This window comes from Providencia sp. UF-183, assembly GCF_058246155.1.
In genome coordinates, this window is sequence record NZ_JBSICD010000002.1 from 24,824 (window position 1) to 45,300 (window position 20,477).

The following is a 20,477-nucleotide window of genomic DNA, read 5'->3' on the forward strand; positions in this document are numbered from 1 at the left end:
AAATGTTTTAATTTGATGCGATTAATGAAGCCGAACGTTAGACATCGTCGTCGCTTTAGATTTTAATTTCTTCGGAACGAGCATTTGAGGACGATAAAATAACGAAATTAATTGGTCAAAATCATCATTAGTTGACGTTTCGTAAACACTTAGCTGGGATTCAGAAGAGAGTAAACGGGTGGAGTCTACGATCCTTAAAGCAAGCGCTTTTCTGAAATCTTGATATGAATACAACGTTTCAATGGCACTTTCTGCGATGGTTTCACTTTTTAGTGCATTAGCCCCTGCAATGTCATTAGGAAAGCGGGCTTTTAAACGTTTTATATCTGTCTCTCTGCGATAAAAGTCCAAGGTATCGTTGATCGCCATATGACTATAATTCATATATTTATAGCTTGTGATGTCATCTACTGGGGTGATGTAAAGGTTATCCCCGAATTCACTTTGTGATTTCCCACTCACGCCCCTGATCCCTAATGAGAAAAATGCGAAATCAACCGTGTTTAGTTGCTTAATATCTGTTGGAGTCGTATTGGTTTCACACGCAGATAAGACCCCTTTCTTAAGGAGCTCGTTTCTAGAACGAAAAGTTGCACGATTAGGAGGCTTAAGGAATTCCTGACCTGAGAAATGCAATAAGGTGAAATCTAACTCAATAAATTTGTCAACGAAATCACTCTCCTCATCACTCAAACTGCCAACATTAACGCTAAGTTGCGCCATATTTTTCTGTGTTTGTGTAAAAAAAGCCTCTAAGTTATCAAAAACGGGTTTCTGGCTTCCAGTATCAAGCCATCTCTCGCCTAAAGACATCATCAGATAGCTGTCATCGGCTCGGACTTTTGCCCTATAGTTATTGAATTTTTGGTAATATTCTACAACACGGTCAACGGGGTTAAGCCCATCATTATCTTGGTATTTTAATGGGTTATTTTTTGCCATTCTAAATAGATTTAAACCATCTATTGCCCCGGCAGGATCTGCACTTAGCCAACGACCACACCAAGGCTGATAATAACGATGACCGTAGTAATATAACCCTGTTACATCACGCTCTTTCCCTGAATAGCGCATCGTTTTGTAATCTGCTTCGATTTCACGGCGTACAAGCCATACTGCTGTCCCCCCATAAGGGTAGTACTCTTCTAGGCTAATTAAATTACCTTGGCTATCTAGCTCTAATCCGCTATCACCATTAAATGAATCAAGTGAATAACGTATTGAATTATTGTCTATTTCTCTCGGTTTACCTTGCTCCCAATGCAAAGCCTGAATCTGCACACCATTAATTTGACCTGAGTAAATAACCTGGAGTTTCTCATGATTGCCAATATTTCTTAGCTCGAGATTAGGCAAATAAATGACCATCGACATGTGTTGATTATGTCGCGTTAATTTAAAAATTCTTTGGTGGTCACTACCATAGCGATATTGTTCACAGAAATTTTCCCCCTTCACACTCAGTAATTCTTGGCGCACTGTCCAAGCGAGCGTTTGGCCGTTCATTAATTGCTTTTGCTGCCCACTGCTCGTGAAAAATGCATCCACATCTTTCGCTTCTGTTGCCAGTAAAAAATCTATTGCTCGGTTACTTCTATCACTTACAGTGAGTTTTATTGAATAGCCGCTGTGTGTTGCTGGAGTGTGATGATGAGTTTCAGTTAAATTACCTGATCTATCATATCGGTATGTTCGGGAATAATAGGTATAAATTGAATTATCGAAAGCAAAGCTTTGAGGAAGGGCATTTATTTGCTGACCAACATTCGCCATTTCACGGCCAGTCACACTCACCAACTGATACAGCGTATCATATGTAAAATGTTGTTCAGGCTCTATTTTTTGGTTGCGCCAAAAGCGTGTTTGCTCTGCATCATTACGGATACATAATACATTTCCAACGGGATCATACTGGTAACGTAAATCCTGAAAACACTTAAAGCCCAACTTGTGATTGTTTGTTCGTTCAGTGCGAAGTCGAATAAGTCTCTGACTTTGTGGTTCATATTCATAATATCTTACAACGCCATTTCCTAATATCTCACATATTTTTTGCCCAGCCGCTGAGTACTCAATTACGTTGATAATGCATTGTTCAGTTTCCCCTTTTATTGTTAACCCGCAAGATTGCAACTGCCCTGCGATATTATAGCGTGAACGTTGTTGGTGCCCTTTTGCGTTAATACTTAGAATATTTGCCCCTGTCGCATCGTTTTTTAATTTTGTGCAAAAAGGCTCAGGATTTAGCATTCCATCTCGGTCATTAATATCCCAGTTAACATAAAAGTCTATATTATCAATTGATTGAATTACTTTCCTGGTAACATGAATGGCTTCCCCAGTGAGCGAGACTTGGTCTATTTGCAATAACCCTGCGGTATCATAGTGACGAACACATTGACCAGATAAATTAGCATTTTGCTCGTGAAGTGAGTTCCCTGCATATTCAAGATAATCACAGATGCACTCCTCTTGCTCAGCTGTTTTTTCCCTAATATTGGTTAACCGACCTAAAGACTCAGGAGCTTCATACACATAGGTACGCCATAAATGATTGGCATCAATACTGAGTAGCAAACGCCCTGCAGCATCATGCAGAACGCTGAATATTCCATTATCTATTCCTTGAATTTGTAGCGAAAGCCCGGAGAGGTTATATCGATAATTAAAATTAAAATGTTTCCTTAGAAATTGTCGAGGGTCGGCGGTCGCAGCTAAGAAACCCTGTGCGTTAAATTGATAACACTCAATGCGTTCATCTGTCTGTTCTACAAACTTAGAATGCCTGTAATAGTGAATTTTCCGAACTGTGTTCCCTCGATTGTCCCTCACTACCACTAAAGGTGTTGATGAAAACAAAGACAAACTCATACCATTCTCCTTTATATCCAATTCCTTATTGAGTATTCATTCTGTGTCCTTGTACTATTCGCGTATTCTTCGAATGTAATTTTTTAGGTACAAGTATTTGTGGGCGATAAAAAAGGGAAATTAAATTATCAAATTCTGCATCTGAAGCTGTTAAAAACACGCTTTGCTGTGCTCTTTTTGTCAGTAACCGTGTTGATTTGACTATTCGTAACGCTAATGCTTCTTTAAAATCACTGTAGGAATAAAGCGTATCGCTAGGTTTTGCCGCTATTTTTTCATGTGTTAATCTCACCGCCGTGCAAATATCACCTTGAAATTTTTCGACAAGCCTATCTCTGGATGTCATCCTTCGATTAAACAGTGCCGTATCATTTATTGCCATGTGCCCATATTTTAAATACTTATAGCTACTTACTGAATTTAGCGGAGTCACATATTTTAAATCACCAAAGCGACTGTTTATTTTCCCTGTCACCCCCTCAACACCTAACGAAAAGAACACAAAATCTTTGGTTTTTAAGCCCGTAAAATCAAAGTCTGTTGTATTAAGTTGATCAGAGCGAACCAACATTCTATCTAGCAACTCATCCCGAGAACGAAAAACGGCATGGTTGCCACGTTCTAAAAATTGCTTGTCAGTGAAATGAATTAAATCAAAATTTAATGCAGTGAAATTTTCAACAAACTCTAATGCATTACCCCTGAGTTCCCCCGTAGATAAACGCAAGTTCAGCATATTATCCTGCGTCATTGCATTGAAAGAATCGAGATCATAAAAAGGTGTGAAGTTATCGTTACCTGAGGCCCAATCAGAGCCTGTCGCCATGAGTTTGTAGCTTTCATTGGCTCTTATTTTAGCTTTTTCATCAATACGGCGATGGTAATATTCGACGATTTGGCTAAAGGGGTTTAGCCCATTATTGTCTTGATATTTTAATGGATTATTTCTTGCCATGCGGAACAAATTCAAACCATCGATTGTGCCTCCTGGATCGGCACTTAACCAGCGCCCACACCAAGGCTGATAATAGCGATATCCATAATAGTAGAGCCCCGTTGCATCTCGCTCTTTACCAGAATAGCGATGAGTTTTGTTATCCGCCTCTTGGGCACTACGTGCAGCCCAAATAGCTGTTCCCCCATAAGGGTAATACTCTTCATAACTTAGCAATTCGCTGTTTTCATTTAACTCAATGTTCTCACTCCCTACTAGCGCATTAACGCTATAAACAATTGAGTTATTGACTATTTTCTTCGGCTTACCTTGCCTCCAATGCAAAGCTCGAATTGATGTCTTTGCTACATCATCATTAATAACAATGACATTTAATTCTTCTAAGGCATTACATTTCTGTTTGTACCTCAGCTCTAGCGCTGCTAAGTAATAAATTTGGTCAGTAAAGGACTGCTGCTTATGAATTTTTACAACACGTTTCTGATTTGCATCATAACGATAGTATTCATGCGTATTCCCCCAATATACGTGTTGTAATTCCTGACGAGACGTCCAAAAAAGAGATTGCCCTTGCGATAACTGGGTTTGCTGTCCACTTGATGTGAAAAATGAATCTACTTGGTGAATGTCTGCTGTTAATGTATCGCTGACAGCACGATTACTCGCTGCACTCACTGTCATCGAAATTTTATAACCTTGATTGGTCGCAGGTGTTCTATGGCTGATCTGAGTTAAATTTCCCCCTCTATCATAAGAATATGTCCGATAGTACTGAGTTACCGTGGTATTTTCGAAAGAAAAACAGACTGGTGTTTTTGAACTTTCGACCATATTGCAAGCCATTTCACGCCCAGAGGCGCTAGCTAGTTGATATAATGAATCGTAGGTAAATCGCTGTTCAGGCTCAGTTCTTTGATTACGCCAAAAACGTGTCAATCCTGATGTATTGCGAATACACAATACATTTCCTACGGGGTCGTATTGGTAGTGCAAATCTTGCAGGCGCTTAAAACCCAAAGGATGCGTCACTGGCCGCTCGGTTCGGGAGCGAATTAAACGCTGAGTTTGAGGTTCATATTCATACCAAGATACGCAGCCATTACCCAATTCTTCACGCCATATTTGCCCCCCTGCACAATAATAAATTGCCTTTACAATGACTTGCTCAGTATCTTCGTACAAGGTTAGCCAAATACCTTTGCATTGGCCCGCAATGTTATAAGCTAAGCGTTGTTGATGGCCTTTAGCATCAATGGTCGATAACAAGGCACCTGTTGCATCCAATGTTTTTTGATGAATAAAAAACTCATTAGAAAGCGCACTATCCCTTTCTTTCTGTTGCCAATTTACTATTACTTCAGCATTTTCAGCATCTTGAATAAAACGTCTCGTAGTTGAAAGTGGTACACCCGTGAGTGAAACTTGGTTCAACTGCAATAACCCTGCTGTATCGTAGTGAAAAATGCAGTGGCCTGCTAAGTTGTTAGCCTGCTCTATTGGTGAATGACCTGCATAAATAAAATAATCATTTACAATAGTGACGGCGTCACGTTCATAGCGGCAGATTACACGCCCTAACGTGTGGTTTTCTTCATAATCGCAAGTACGATAAATATTATTAGCATCGATACTCACTAACAAGCGCCCTTCAATATCATTGAGGCTCCGTTCCTCGCCATTATCAACTCCATGAGAATAAAGTAATGTTCCCAATAAATCATATTGATAGTAGAAATTAGCTTGACCATGAGTCTGTAAACGCGGATCTGCATATTTGCGCAAACTTCCTTTTATATCAAACCACTGGCATGAAATTTGTTCGTCGGTAATATCCCTAGCATTAGGATGGCGATAATAATCAAGCGTCCGTGTGTTTAATCCTCGGTTATCGCTCACGCTTATTGTTGGTGTGTTTGTTGACAGTAAAAAAGCCATATCCCTCCTCGTTCTTTAAATAACGTTCTTAACATCTCATACTCCCATTAATTCAGGTCGATACCGGATCTCACGCATAGTGGTATTCTTTGATTTTAGTTCTCTTGGAACAAGGATTTGAGGCCGAAATAGTAGAGATATGAATAAGTCAAATTCAAGGTTATCGTGAATATTCATCACACGGTTGTAACCCTCTTGAGATAGCAGTCTTGCAGTATTAACCATTGCAAACGCGATGGCCTCTTTAAAATCTTTGATGTCAAAAACCGTATCCATCGCCTCTGAAGCAATGGTTTGTCTTATCAGAATTTTTGCGTCAGCAGGACCAAATACGCTTTCTAAGCGTGACGAGGATTGCCGCGTGGTAAAACGCAGTGTGTCATTAAGTGCCATGTGTGCATATGGCATATACCGCGCATTTTCTACGTGATTTAAGGGGGTGATATAAAGCTTATTGCCAAATCGGCTCGCATTTTTTCCTTCAACTCCCTCAACACCTAGGGAGAAAAAAACGAACTCTCTGGTTTGTAAATTACTATCATCATCATAACTGGTATTAGGGTGTTCATATTCAATTGTATTTGTTGTTCTTAATTTAACGCGGGATTTAAAATGGACTTCGCCATTTGCCCTAAAATCTGTGTTTGAAGCATGTAGTAATGAAAAATCGAGAGCCTTAAACCGCTCAACAAAACCTGTTTCTTGCTCATTCAACGAACTGCCTATGCTTTCGCGCAAAGCGGCAATATTTTCCCCAGTCCTTTTATCAAAACTTGATTTACCATTAAAATGGTTTCTCCAAAGACGGCCTCTTCCCATAAAAAGGTAACAATAGTCAACATTCGTCACAGTATTATATTCATCTATTTTTTGACTTAGCGATCTAACCCAATGCAGCGGGTTAAGTAAATGGAAAGGAAATAAACCATCTGGATCATGATAATTAATTGGATTATTGCGAGACATGCGATAAAAATTAAGCCCATCAGCTGTTCCCGCAGGGTCAGCGCTTAACCAACGTCCCGCCCAAGATTGGTAATAACGGTAGCCGTAATAATATAACCCTGTTGCATCACGCTCTTTCCCCGAATAACGCCGTGTTTTGTAGTCAGCCTCTATTTGATTACGCGCCAGCCAAACAGCTGTACCACCATAGGGATAAAACTCTTCTTGGCTGATAATATGCCCCTCTTCATCTAACTCTAATCCCCCATTACCGGCTAAAAAATCAAATTGATAACGCCATAAATTGTTCTTTATGCCATTAGGAACATTACCTTCCCAGTGTAGAACTTGCACTTGTGTATAGCCTTCACTACCCGCACTAACGACCTGTAAGCATTCTTTTGTGATACCATTTCTTTGTGTGTTTTTTACATCCAAATCAGTTAAATACCTAGTTTGGATGCAAGAATGCTCTTGTTGGCTCATTTTGAAAACACGTTGGCTTGCACTGTCATAGCGATAGTGTTCATTCAAACTTAAACTGGAAACATGTTGCAATTCTTGGCGAGGTGTCCAATGGAGATGTTGCCCTTTCAAAAGCTGTTTTTGCTGGCCACTTAAGGTAAAAAAATCATCGACTTGGTTTGGTTCTGTAACTAATGCTGCGATAACGGCACGGTTACTGCTTTGGCTTACCGTCATATGCATTACGTAACTTTGATTTGTAGCAGGAGAACGATGATAGATCTTAGTTAAATTCCCCCCTCGGTCATATTCATAACGCCGCATATATTGGGTATAAGTTGCATTATCAAAAGGAATATAATCAGGTATTTGATGGCCTTGTTGCCCAATATTCGCCATTTCTCGACCTGTTGCACTAACCAGTTGATATAGCGAGTCATATTGATAACATTGTTCTGGAGTAATTTTCTGATTACGCCAAAAACGCGTTAGTTCTGCTTCATTACGTATACTTACCCTATTCCCTACAGGGTCATATGTATAATGGACATCTTGGAAAAGTTTGAAGCCTAGTGGATGGGCTTTAGGGCGTTGTGTTTTGACACGTAATAAACGCTGTGTTTGTGGCTCATATTCATAATATGTGAATACCCCATTACCATGCTCTTCATGCTGTTTTTGGTTGGTTGCCAAGTACTCAACCGATTTAATTACCGATTGCTCTTTTTGGTTATTGATAGTTAGCCAATGTTGTTTAAGTTGCCCCGTAATATTGTATGCATAGCGCTGTTGATGACCTTTCCCATCAATAGATTGCAATGGGTTCCCCATCGCATCAACCTTTATTTGATGACGGTACTCTTCTGTTTCAAGCTTTTCTTTTTGTTCGTTATTCGGCCAATTTACCAGAGTTTCTTTTTCTTCAATTTGCTGAATAAACTGGCGCGTGGTTAAAAGTGACTTCCCTTGCAGAGAAACCTGATTTAAAACCAATACCCCAGCGGTATCATAATGACGAACACAATGCCCTGCTAAATTGGTTTGCTGTTCAGCGGCAGAGAAACCTGCATAAACAAAGTATTCACTGATACAAGGAGCTTTATTCTTCGTTTGTTCCATGATGCTGACGGGACGACCTAACATCGAGCTCTCTTCATATTGGCATGTTCGACGTGTTTCATTTGCATCGATACTGAACGCTAAACGCCCTTCAATATCGTTTAGCGCAACACCAGTACCCACATCTACCCCATGAGTGCGCAGTGTTTCCCCCGTTAAATTATAGAGACAAGCCACGTTGTTTATTTTGCTCGATGCAAATCGAGGGTCAGCTAAACTGACTAAATACCCTTGTACATTTAACTGCTGTAATGTGACCCGTTCGTCAAGCTCAGTTGGCCGCTCAGGTTCCCGATAATACTGTAGATGGCGAATGGCCAAGCCCCTATTATCCACGACTTGTATTGTTGGTGTACCTGCATGAAAGGACAGGTTTACGCTTGTTTTCATCGCTCCCCCGTTTAGCCTTCTAACGTGTCATTTTCATCTTCTTCAACCGTAAACCATGGGAATATTTGAGTACGTCGTAAATAGCTTTTAGCTGTTAGCACTTGGCTGGATCTTCCCAAAGGGTCGTAATAGACTGTATCGGCATACAGATCACTACGGCTACTCGTGTCGCTGACATAACGCCAGTCATTGAGGAAATAAGGTTGATAAGTCCTGACAGCAAGGCCTTTGTTGTTGTATTCCGTTTTTCCTGTTACTGCCCAACGAGTTGACGTAAAACGCTCAATTAATCTCCCCTGAGAGTCACAATCTAGACCAGCTAAGTCATTACGCACGTAAGCATTTCCGGCTTCATGGCGTACGGCAGTTTGCAGTTCACGACCAAACCCATCAAAAAAAGCGACTTGTTGTCGCAGCTGCTGTTCAGGGTCATTATCATAACGGTCAGTCGTAATCGTACAAAAATGTGGAGGGATACGAGAGCCTGCCGTCAATGAGTCAAACGCATTTTGCTTTAAAGCACAATATTTTCGCAACCGACGTAATGCCAAAGCGCCTATTTTTTTTGCACTTGATACTCTAATCCCATAGGGTAAATCATGCGTTTTATCAACCTGATACATCCAGCTATCATCTTTGTAAACTATTGCCTGAGAAACTGGAGTGCCTTTCGGTAAACTCAACATGCCCTCAACAGTTAATGGTGCCTTAAACGGTTTATCTGAAGGAGGACTGTAACCGCAAGGTAAGCCATTTTCTGTTCCCCAAAAACGTGTAGAAGTGACTCGTCCTAAGGCATCCAATGCAACATGACTCTGATTATTATTGATATCTTGAATCTGAATTGGCGTCATAAACCGATAATCATACTGCGCGTATGTTGTCATACCCGCAGCATCTTCTGTCGCAGTGATAACACAGTAATGTTGGCTCCAACGATAATGTGTCTTGCCTGTCAACAACGTGGTTCGGGTAGCCAATGGCTGCCAAAATTGCTTTGCATCTCCATAATCGGTATATCCTTGACGGGCACACCAAACTAATTCAGTGGAATTACCTAATAGTTGTGGTGTTTGTACATAGCCTCCCTTATGTAAATATTGAATAAGTTCCTCTTTTCCAATATGTCCATCAAATGCTTTTAATGCTTGCTCATCTAATACCGCAGTTTCGGTATAAGCGACAAGAACAGGAAAAACAGGCTCAACAAATTCTTGTTTACCATCGGTATAAGCAATTCGTTGTTGTCCTAAGTATGCTGAGGAATGATGTTTTCCAAGTAGACCATTGTCAGCTATTAACGTTTCGAGCGTAATGCCTTCTTTTGGTACTTCGATGGCATTAAACTCAAATGCATCGCTACGTTGGCAATCCATAATGCCTAAAACATAGATATCTGAGGAGATTAATTGATGCCATCGTGATTGTTTTATGATTAAGCGTAAAATAGTTTGTTGCTCATCATAGCTGCTCCCCACCGTTGTTGTGGGGAGTGTCGTCGGATAAGGGTCACTTTTCGGTTTTGGCCTACGAGGATAGGCAATTGAGATATCTTTAAGGGATGCACCAAATAAGTCTTGCTCCACAACAATCGACTGGGCGCATTGAGGGTCAGAGACAATTCGTTCGTAGGTATAGGTTCTTTCTTCTATTTGCGAAATTTGAGTGACATATTGAGCAGATGTGCTAGGCAGTAAGCGAGATTGGCAGCGAAATTCAGCAATATTGTAAGGGATATCTTGTTTTTCGCTGCCATCTAAACCAAATACTTCGGTACGAAGTGGCATCCCTTTCAAACTTCTGGATAGCCAATATTCACTCCCATCAGGGTAAACATCCAGCAATATATCTTTATCATCAATCCATTGCGTATAGCGAGGATATAAATGGCCAAATGCGTGGGGATCCCCTTTCCAGAAATGTGCGTATTGTTGTTGGTCAACGGCTTGTTTTCCCGTTAGAAACCAATTTTTTGTTAGTATTGGTGCTGTACGCTCAGGCGCATTACCTTGAGCTCGTTCATCGGTATCAAGACTTTCCAAGTAACCAAATCCACGAAACTCACGCTCAATACTGTCCCAAACCCCTTGCTCATAACGAACACTACTGATCAGACTGTTTTGCGTGATTTCATCCACACTTTGCGTCTGCCATAAGAGATGGATAGGAAATGGAAGATGTGATGTTGCAGGTAAGTTCATTTGCTGCAACTTGACTTTTTCATCCAGCCAAAATTGTGCCGAACTTCGATATTTCAGAGTAGTTTCAGCCCCCATATTGTTGTTGACCGTATTTAATAGCCACGCTTTTTCCGAGGCAAAATCCAATTTCCAATGGTAAGGAGCTTGATGAGGAACGGTTAAGATTAAGCTGACAACTCCCATGCCTGTGACGTCAGCGGCCTGCAACATGCACGTATTATCAAATTGCACGCCATTTGGCAGAGGAAGCGTATAAGGTTCACTAAAGCGATTACCGCCTTCATTGCAATAAACTAAAAGTTGAGTCGGTTGCACATAAATTAAATCCACATAGCCAGAGCCATCAGTATCAACAAGGTAAATAAAATCAGGGTTAAATTCGGTTTTTGGCATATTAAAACCGTCGAGCTTGCATGGAGAGCTAAACGTCCCATAACCTAAGTTAGCCCAACAAGTCACTCCTTGCGCATTAATGGCTATCAGATGCTGCTGTCCCGATCCTAAAAGATCGCTAAACCCGACTAATGTTTCTGCATTGGCAATGGGTAAAATAACCCCAGTGGATTGTATTGTGAGTTCACCTGCCGCAAACCCTCCGCGTGTATTGGGATAAATACGCACACTTTTCGGGCCAATTAGAACCAGGTCAGTAATTCCATCACCTGTTAAATCAATAAGTTGTGAACTAGCGTAAAAATATTCTGTCGGAAATGCAGATATTGGAATAAATTGAATCCAATGACCATCTGGTTTTTGGCTGTAATAACCCTCAAGACCAGGTTGAGCAATCACCCAGTCCAGTTGGCCATCCCCCGTAAAATCCATCAAAACTGCATTTTGTTTTAACGACGGTGTTTGCATTAATTCAGTAGGTTCTGCGAAACTGACTGCGCTTCCCCCTGTGATGGCATCCCGTTCAGGTGAACGATACCACCAGGCTTCAAACGTTTGATATAAAATGCCTGAGATCCCCTCACCGAGTAGATCAACCAATTGATAGGGCTGCTGTGAATTGAAATAACGTAACGCTGTAAACTCTGTCCATTTATCCGCTTTAGGGGGCTCATGATGTTGATAATCAAACTCTAATGGCGCCCTAGTAATAATTGTCCCGTCGATTTCATGCCCAATTTGTTTGACAGCCACCAGCGTAGTTAGCGTCGGTTGTAAATCATATTCAAACACCACTCTAGCAACTAATTCAGGGGGTTGTTCAGAGGCTGTTGCCCCCGATAATAAATCAACCCGATGAAACATAAAAACTTGGTGGCAAAGGCGACGTGTCCGTATTTCAAAGCCATATTCAAACCGTGAAAAGCAATCAGGTCGGCACAACCAGAGTGGTTGTTCGTGATAATCAGGCTTATCCGTATCAATGATACTGCGTTCGCCATAATCAAAGATGGCATGAAATAACCAACCATGTTGTTGAATAGGAGTATCGCTTAGAATGAACGGTTTTTTATCGACTTGAATGTTGCCATAAGAAACTTGCCATAAGTAACGTTGTGCACCGATAGTTGCGGGAGCTCGTGCTTGCTCTTGTTCATCACAGTTAGTGAGGTCTTCTGCTTTATATTGATAATAAATATGTTCACCTGTTGGGGTAATCGTCTCCTCAATAAGCCATTGTGCAATATGCCCCGTATTTTCAGAGGAATAAATACGCGCCTGTTTCGTCTTACCTAAAAAATGAATATTTCCATCGGGGGTATAAATAACCCAAAATGGCTTTTCGTCGCCTTCACGGCTCGGTTGCCAATATTCTAAGCGGCTATTATCTTCAATAACTCTTGGTTGATACGTGCTCACTAAATGTGTCGATGACAGAGTCACACCTTGTAATTCTGTACGCCGTTGAACATCGGCAGTACCCAACGAGTTGAGCGCTATGACTAATAGTTCGCCTGCTGGAGACAAAAATTGGTCCTTGCCTGCATAACGGGGAACACCATGTTGTGTTCTAAGGCTTATCGCTAACAGTCCGACTTGCCAACCTAATCCAAAGGCACCATTTCCTGCGCCGCTATTGTAGGATAGTGATAGAGAGGGTGAATATGTTCTCCCTGAAGATAAAGGAAGTGGAATTGACATTGATGACATACCGCTTGGTCCCGCATTGCCAATGTTCTCCCCCATACCTTGACTACTTCCCCCCCCTTTGGGGAGTGATAATGGCGCGATATTAACACCAGATTGTTTTTCCATAGTATTTTCCTGACAGGCAGCTTCCTGCCTGTGCTTCCATGAGATTAATGACGTATGCCGTAATGAATATGCAAAATAATGTTACTTAAACTCAAAAGTATTAGTTTTTGCTTTCCTACTGCATTTGGAAAACTGAGGGTGAAAATCCCGCTATCATCAATAGGAATGCCTTCAAAAGGCAGGAATTGGGGATCGTCAAAATTAAGTTGGAATTGGCCACTGTCATTCGTACCATGAGAAAGCGCGATGGTATTGCACCCTCTTGGTACGATAAGGCTACTACTGTAGTTCAAAACAGCTTGAACATCTTGATAAGCCCCCATTAACATAGGAAGAGAAACACTAATTTGTTTGATTCGACGAATATTTCCTAGGTTATCCGGGTAGTCATTTTTTATATTAAAATCAGCGAGTTTAAATTTGCTCATTAAAATACCATTACGCTCAAGTGTTAATCCATTTTCTTGAGTTCCCACCCATCCGTCCCCCTTCATCAGGAGGTTTTTTACTTCATCGGCTAAGGTAAAACCGTTACCATCGGGTTGTGAAGAATACCATTGAGCCAGTGAAATTGTGCGAGTCACGTCCATCGGGCGGCTTTCTTGTTTGATGTATGCTTCGTCCATTTGGGTCAAATTCAAGGCAAGGTTTTCGCCTGCAAGTAACCCCGCATAATTGCTGTTCCATGCGCCAGGTTTGATAAATGAAGCGTCTCTTTGGTTACTTTCCCAACGAAAAGCCTCTTGAGCCATTAAGCAACGAGACAATGTTAGGTCATAAAATTGGTAATAAATTGAAGATAAACAACCACGTAACCAATTATACATCGCTTTATTGCTAAACTTGCGCTGTATAAATTCAAGTTGAGCTTGTGTATGCCCCCTTTGCATTTCTAAATAATGCTTTTGTAATATTGCCGATTTATGTCGGATCCCTAGCATATCGAGCTGCGCATCTATTTGCCGCAATTCGTTCTCTGCATTATCTTTATGGATCCCCCACTCTTGACGTCGTCGCCGATAAGTTTCATTGTAACTTAGGCGTTCCGCTGAGATTCGCATAGCATGTGAGCTCATTTCGGTGCCAATAGCTAGTGCATTGAAAATAGCGCCACTTTCCCCACCCCCTATTGCTAAACCATAAATATTGGGGATCATATTCATCATCGCCGCCGCCATACGTAATGCTTCGCAACCAACCACTGTGATGGATGATGATAAAAAGAGATCCATCGCCAATTGCTCACCCTCATTCACATTCTCATCATAAAGCTCGGTATAACTATTGAAACGTTGTTGTGCCCCTTGTCGGTTAGCCTTTAGGACTTTTTCATCAGCTTCAATTTCAGCTATGGTCGATTCTTGTAATGCAATCGATACTTGAGAAAGATCACGTGCTTGTAATTGCAACATCTGAGCAAGCGCTTCACTATCCTGTCGTTCAATGATCCCCTGTAACATGCCGCCAAATTGAATCAATTGGCTGACTAATCCACGAGCGTTATTTAATGTGACTGAAAAACGTTGTAGGGGTAATTGCACTTTCGGCAATGTTCCACCGCCATGTGATGAAGCTATATTTGCACTTTTTAATACATCAGGAGAAATTGGCGCTGCGTATAGCGGTAGGTACAAAGGCTGCCCGTCAATTGAAAGATTATGTCGCAAGTTATAGAGCCGTAGTTCTAATAGCTTCCAATAACCGTCAAGCTTAGTATTAACCTGTGGATAGAAACATGTTGTCTCCCGACCAACGCTTGCTGGTAACCGATGTGATACGCCATGCTGCTGAATTTGAATAAGATCATCATGATAATTTTTAATACGTTGTTGTTCTGCGGCTGCACCTAAATTAATATCCTCCCATTCATCACCTTTATGCGGTACATAAGGCTTGTCCCCAAGTAAACTGAGCGCATTGGTATACCACATTTTGGCTTCATTCAACGTATCTCTTTCCAATTGCCGATAAGCGGTATCCCCACGCGCAATCAGCAAATCAAGCATTTTCATAAATGTCGTGATTTTATAATGCATCGGATCATTCTGTGCAATTGCATCAGGGTCAGTGGTATCAACCGTTGATGCACTCCAAGAAATACTTTCTTCAAGTGGTCGGCAATTCCAGTGATAAGGCGCTTTGTTCCCTTGCCATGTCTGGTACCCCATTGGGCTCCAAATATATTTGAGCCAGACAAGCGATTGGTCAAATTGGTTTTCTTGCAACAATCTCGAGCAAACCATGGCAGGTAAATAATAGAACATTTCCCAAAAATACAATGAGTTAGCACCATCAAAATCCATTGGCTCGATATAATTTTTTAGCAATTCAACCTGAATCGATTGATTATCATTTGGCGTATAACGGGTAAGGGAAAGCCGGCTATTTGCTACAGTAACAGCGAATATACCAATGGGCGAAATGCCGCTCTGGCTTTGGAAATGTAATTGTAGAGTTAAGCCAGGGTTATCAGGGAAATCTATAATATCATTGAATGGTGATGCTTTTTTACTCAGCGGGACAAAAAGGACAATATTCGTATCGATATCGTTCAGTTTCCCCTGCCAAAAAACTGTCATAGAAGAAGAATCTGATCCGATAAGTAATTTAGCGGCCCGCGAATTTCCATGAAGCTCAGCGTCGTATTTAGGTATTGTAACGCGAACATAATCACCATTCCCCATTCGTGGTTCAGGCAAGTACTGTGTGTCCATTGTTAATATCCGATCGATGCCCTTATTCGCTTTTGTAATTAATTGCTGTGCAAATAAAGTATTGATTCGAATTCGGTGCACATCACGCTGTAAATATTGAGAAAAACTTTCTGTTTTACATAAGCTGATAGCATCGAGCTCAATACCTTGTCGCTGAACTTTAAAACTAAAATGCTGGCTACCTAATGGCCGCCCCTCAATAGATAAGGCACGGCACTCAACGTTAACTGTCAGTGTATTATTAATAAACTCAGATGTTGGGATCTCGATGTTCAAACCATCAAAGTGATATAACATCTCTTCAAGGCTAAAATTTGGTAAGTTATCTATATAATCTATAGCTTTAAATCGTTTTTGGGTTTTACCCGCCGTGATAACCACATAAACATTTTGAGGGTCTATCTGAGTATTAATTTCATAGCACCCTTTTGTTATCGATTTATTATTTGCAGAATCAGAAACATTGAGGGAAGAAATGGTTGTTGTCACATTAAAAGAATAATCGAGTCGGTAGTACTCTTCATTAGGTGGGATTGATAAATTAGCCCCTGTTGTTCCCGTTGAATAATTATAATAGCTGGCAGCACTTGGATTATTAAGTAAAATTTTTTGCGTGAGCCCTACATTATCTTTTGTAAAATGAACTACATTATAAAGTGGCTTACCCGCTAAGGTATGCTGATAGAAAATAACAAATTCACTTGGGGTATGATTGTAATATTTTTTCATCATATTACATTGCTCGTGTTGGCGAGACCCAATTCCTCGGTAAGTGATACGTAAATTAGCGTCTAAAGTCAGCATAATTGAGCCAATTTCAGCCTCAACAATACTGACATTACTCAGTCCCCCGCCATCCAACGTTGTTAAATCATCGTAGCCATATTTATTATAACTTTGGTTAAGTTCCAATTTGTTATATAGGTAATTGCTTTGTGTGGTTTTTTTTATCAATCGTTGGCTTTTTAAAGTATCGAAGTCATTATAGACTCTGGTGGTTATATTTTTTGAGTCTTGGGTGCTCATCTGCTTAATTGCCATATTTGGATAAATAAACAAACCTGAAGCAGTGGTCAGTATTTCTGCTGTGTAAGATTCTTTTTTTGCATAAAAAAGAACAGTTATCGTGTCTTGTTCCAGCTCTTCAACGGTGTTGCTATACAAAGAGCAATAGAAACCAACTTGGTGTAAATTGTCTTTTGAAAAAGTACTTATTGCACCATCAATATTAAAAGCGTTAATTCCTCCCCATGTTCCATTATAGTTTAACTTGCTGATTTTTAATACATAACGATCTATCGGTTGATTATCGCTATCTGTTTGCTTTTCTTTTTCAACCCAAACAATATGAAGCCTAGAATTAAAAATAAGCGGCCTGACCCAGTCTTGAACAACGTTTACCCCTATTTGAATCACTTTCCACTCACTCCAAGCATTCGCTGGGAATTTTCCATCTTCATTAAATTGGCTTTGGTCAACACTGCGCCAATAAAACTCACTAGAATCTGATGAATGGCCAATAAGATAGGTAAGCCCACTGTCGAAATTAATATTATCGTGGTAACCACTGACAATATTTAAATTTGCGATTTGTTCAAATTGGCTCAGGTATGAATTAAAGGCTGTTTCTAACGTATCTGCATTTAAATTGCTCTGACTAATATCTTGTAGCATGCCATCCATCATCTGCGTTTGCCCAACTCGCATTGTTGGATCCAGGTAGTTTTCTGGGTAATACAGTAATTGAGAGCTCCCTGCCCAAGTGCTGTATCTAGCATTATATTTATCCCAATTGATAAAAAATGGGCGGCCGATTACACCGCTTTCCGTTTTCGCCTCAAGGTCATTGAGTGCCCGATAGATATACAGTTGTAGTGATGCAATCGTTTCTGCGATCCTCGATGTAGTTACTGTCGCTGAAACTTGGTTATCAATTAATAAGTAATAATAAACATCATCACGACTAAGTAACGAAACTGGGGCTGCTTTTAAACGATAATATGTGCTTAATGCATTTCCCCACTGTTCATCTAATTGATGATAGACAATTTCATTATCAGGTTGCTTCAAAGCACCTTGAATAAGATGGCTTTGTACAGACCAAGTAGAATAATTTTTGTTGGGATCGTAGGATAATTCGAGAAGCTGAACTATACCGTCAGGTGTGATATTAAGCTGTTTTGATACAATGAGTAACTGTATTGCTATAGAAACTTGGTCCCAGTGCCCTAAATAGGTTCGTTCTTGCAATCGCAAAGAGGTATCCTTACTATGCGGAAGCCCAATCTGTCTAGCGAGCATGAGTGCTTGCCCAACTCTTGCCACATCATCTTGCAAACTATTCGCTAAAATTTCAGCAGATAATTGTTGATGATTCAGTGCAGTAAGTACATCATTTGAAAATTCACCTGAACCGTTAACCCATTGATGAAACTGTGTTAATTGCATTAATATTTCAGTCGTTAACCCCAGCTCTGACAATCCAGCTATCAACAGTGATGGCTTTTTAATAATCAGATCTAATTCTTCTTCGCTTATGTGAATTTGATTAATAATAATTGCTAATTGTGCCAATGTTTGTGTAAATGCAATAACATCAATGCGTTCAGCATCCGTAAGAAATTGTTTTTGGATTAATTGCCAGAATTTATCCGTTGTTTGCCCGTTGGGTTTTATCTGATTAACCCAATGTAAGCATAATTCTGAAATATAATTAGAATTTAAAGACAATGTTGAGACAAAAAATGGAGCCATCCATATGATAAGCTCCTCACCTTGTAAATTAGGCACAGCACCAATGCCATTTAATAAGGTTTGCTGCAAATCATCGAGGGCTGGAGTCCACACAGTACTTATGGTATCGCCGACCATAATAAACAACTGATAAACACTCCAATTTTGTTCTGCTAGCCATAACGTGATCTTCGATACATATTGTATAATTTCATGTAATTGATCATTATCGAGATTATAGAGTGGCACTTCACGGTAAACAGACAGTTGCAATATAATTTCGAGTTCATCAATGGTTAATGAATGAACTCGTGCAAGCAATACTATTCGGTATAAGTCTGATAGATTTTCCCTTGTATTATTAAACGCATCGGAGCCATCTCTACTCCCCATTCGATGAAGTAACCATAAACCTGCATCATCAACTTTAAAACTGCGCTTCAATACTGACCGATGAAAGGTTTCGCCTTGAAATAGCTTATCTGGATGAACTGTAATTAATTGTTCATCAAATTCATATCTTTTCCCATCGAGTAATGGAGTGTTAAATAAAAGGTCAAACTGACTAACTTGTAATGGCGTCGAACTGACACCAATCATCCCATGAGTTAAAATTAAGGCTTCTGGCAATGTTAAAAGACCTTGTTGTACAAATATTTTAGCATCCGCAATTTGATAAACAATATCGTGAGTTAATTTATCAATGGGTAAATCTGTATTAAGAACCAAGATAGCCATGTCTTGCAAAGTGAATTCTGTCGCCCTGAACAGCCTGACCATTTTATTTAAATAAAGAAGAAACAATGCGGTATAGTTACCATTATCCCCCGTTTCTGATAACCCGCAGCTCTGACTAGTCATTTCAATTAAGGCAGCAATCTCATCTGTAGAAACTTGATAATAGTGAGACAATTGATTTATAGACGACAAATCGGACTCATTGATGCCTTCAAAATTATTGTCATAAAGCTCACTAATTTCTTTTTCGATCTCTGTGACTTCTTCAGTCAAAATAGCAAAGCCTTCTGGTGGAAGATTTAAACTAAGGGCAGTTAATTTTTGAGCGGTTAATAGCAGATTGAAAAATGGGAAACTTTTTATTATTTTTAAATGAGGGTCTTGCTGAAGTATTCCTAAGCGGACAGTATTGTAAGCGTGATGATAAGGTAGATACCCGCCTTGCCGACAGAATGACAATTTTTCTTCAATTTTATCTGGTGGTTCAACCATAATACTTGAAATTGCATTTACAAGAATTTCATTTGCATACGTGAGCGTGGAAATTTTAATGTCCATGTTATCTTGGGATAACAATATATTGCTTATATCAGGACGCCTATTTGCTAGACTATATATTGACTGTTTATCATGAATGGGCAGAGCTTCCCGATAAAGCTCCGTTAAATAAGCGGCGGGAGAAAATATAGAAGAAACAGAGCCCTCAGCAACAAAATTACTAGACCGCTCAGGGAATGTATTAATATAACTGTATTTTTCAATGATAGAGTTTGCATTCAATGATAACAAAGCGGATGTTTGAGGATTGATACGCGACAATAATTTTGACTCTAATAGTTTATTTTCACTGTGTCTTTTTTGTGCTTCCTCATGTAAACTAACTATTTCATCCATGTTTAGAAAATGGCTAAACTGGTCGTGTAACTGTTCTTGTGACATTAACATAATACTCGCTATTGATAAGGATTCAGAACCCATCTCATTAATTTTCTTTACAATATTTCCGAATGATGCCATTAAACACCCCTTATTTATTACCGTTTCATCGACTAAAGTAATTGAGTTAATTATAAATTATGTTAACAATCATTAGATAAGTAATAACATCTATTAACTTACTAATTAACCCCAATTTAAATTCAAAATAAAATTAATAAATTATTTTTTTTGACGATGACTAATAATAAATAACAGGGAGGGGAA

At 39.9% G+C, this 20,477-nt stretch carries 5 protein-coding genes; all 5 read right to left on the minus strand.

Annotation, left to right across the window (positions count from 1 at the left end):
• Nucleotides 1–21: 21 nt before the first annotated feature.
• The 5 genes from AC4IFT_RS01635 to AC4IFT_RS01655 are packed head-to-tail and all read right to left on the minus strand — an operon-like array spanning nt 22 to nt 20,291.
• On the minus strand, nt 22–2,871 hold the full coding sequence (locus AC4IFT_RS01635; RefSeq protein ID WP_490750466.1) for an RHS repeat-associated core domain-containing protein: 2,850 nt from the start codon (nt 2,869–2,871) through the stop codon (nt 22–24).
• A gap of 25 nt (nt 2,872–2,896) precedes the next feature.
• Complete coding sequence (locus AC4IFT_RS01640) at nt 2,897–5,761, minus strand: RHS repeat-associated core domain-containing protein (RefSeq protein WP_490750467.1); 2,865 nt, start codon at nt 5,759–5,761, stop codon at nt 2,897–2,899.
• Between the two features lie 36 nt (nt 5,762–5,797).
• Nucleotides 5,798–8,680, minus strand: coding sequence for an RHS repeat-associated core domain-containing protein (locus AC4IFT_RS01645; protein WP_490732807.1), 2,883 nt, complete (start codon nt 8,678–8,680; stop codon nt 5,798–5,800).
• Between the two features lie 11 nt (nt 8,681–8,691).
• Nucleotides 8,692–13,089 carry a SpvB/TcaC N-terminal domain-containing protein gene (locus AC4IFT_RS01650; RefSeq protein WP_490750468.1) on the minus strand — a complete coding sequence of 1,466 codons (4,398 nt, stop codon included), beginning with the start codon at nt 13,087–13,089 and terminating at the stop codon, nt 8,692–8,694.
• Between the two features lie 44 nt (nt 13,090–13,133).
• Entirely contained in the window at nt 13,134–20,291 is a 7,158-nt protein-coding gene (locus AC4IFT_RS01655) for a Tc toxin subunit A-related protein (protein WP_490750469.1), read from the minus strand.
• Between the last annotated feature and the right edge of the window lie 186 nt (nt 20,292–20,477).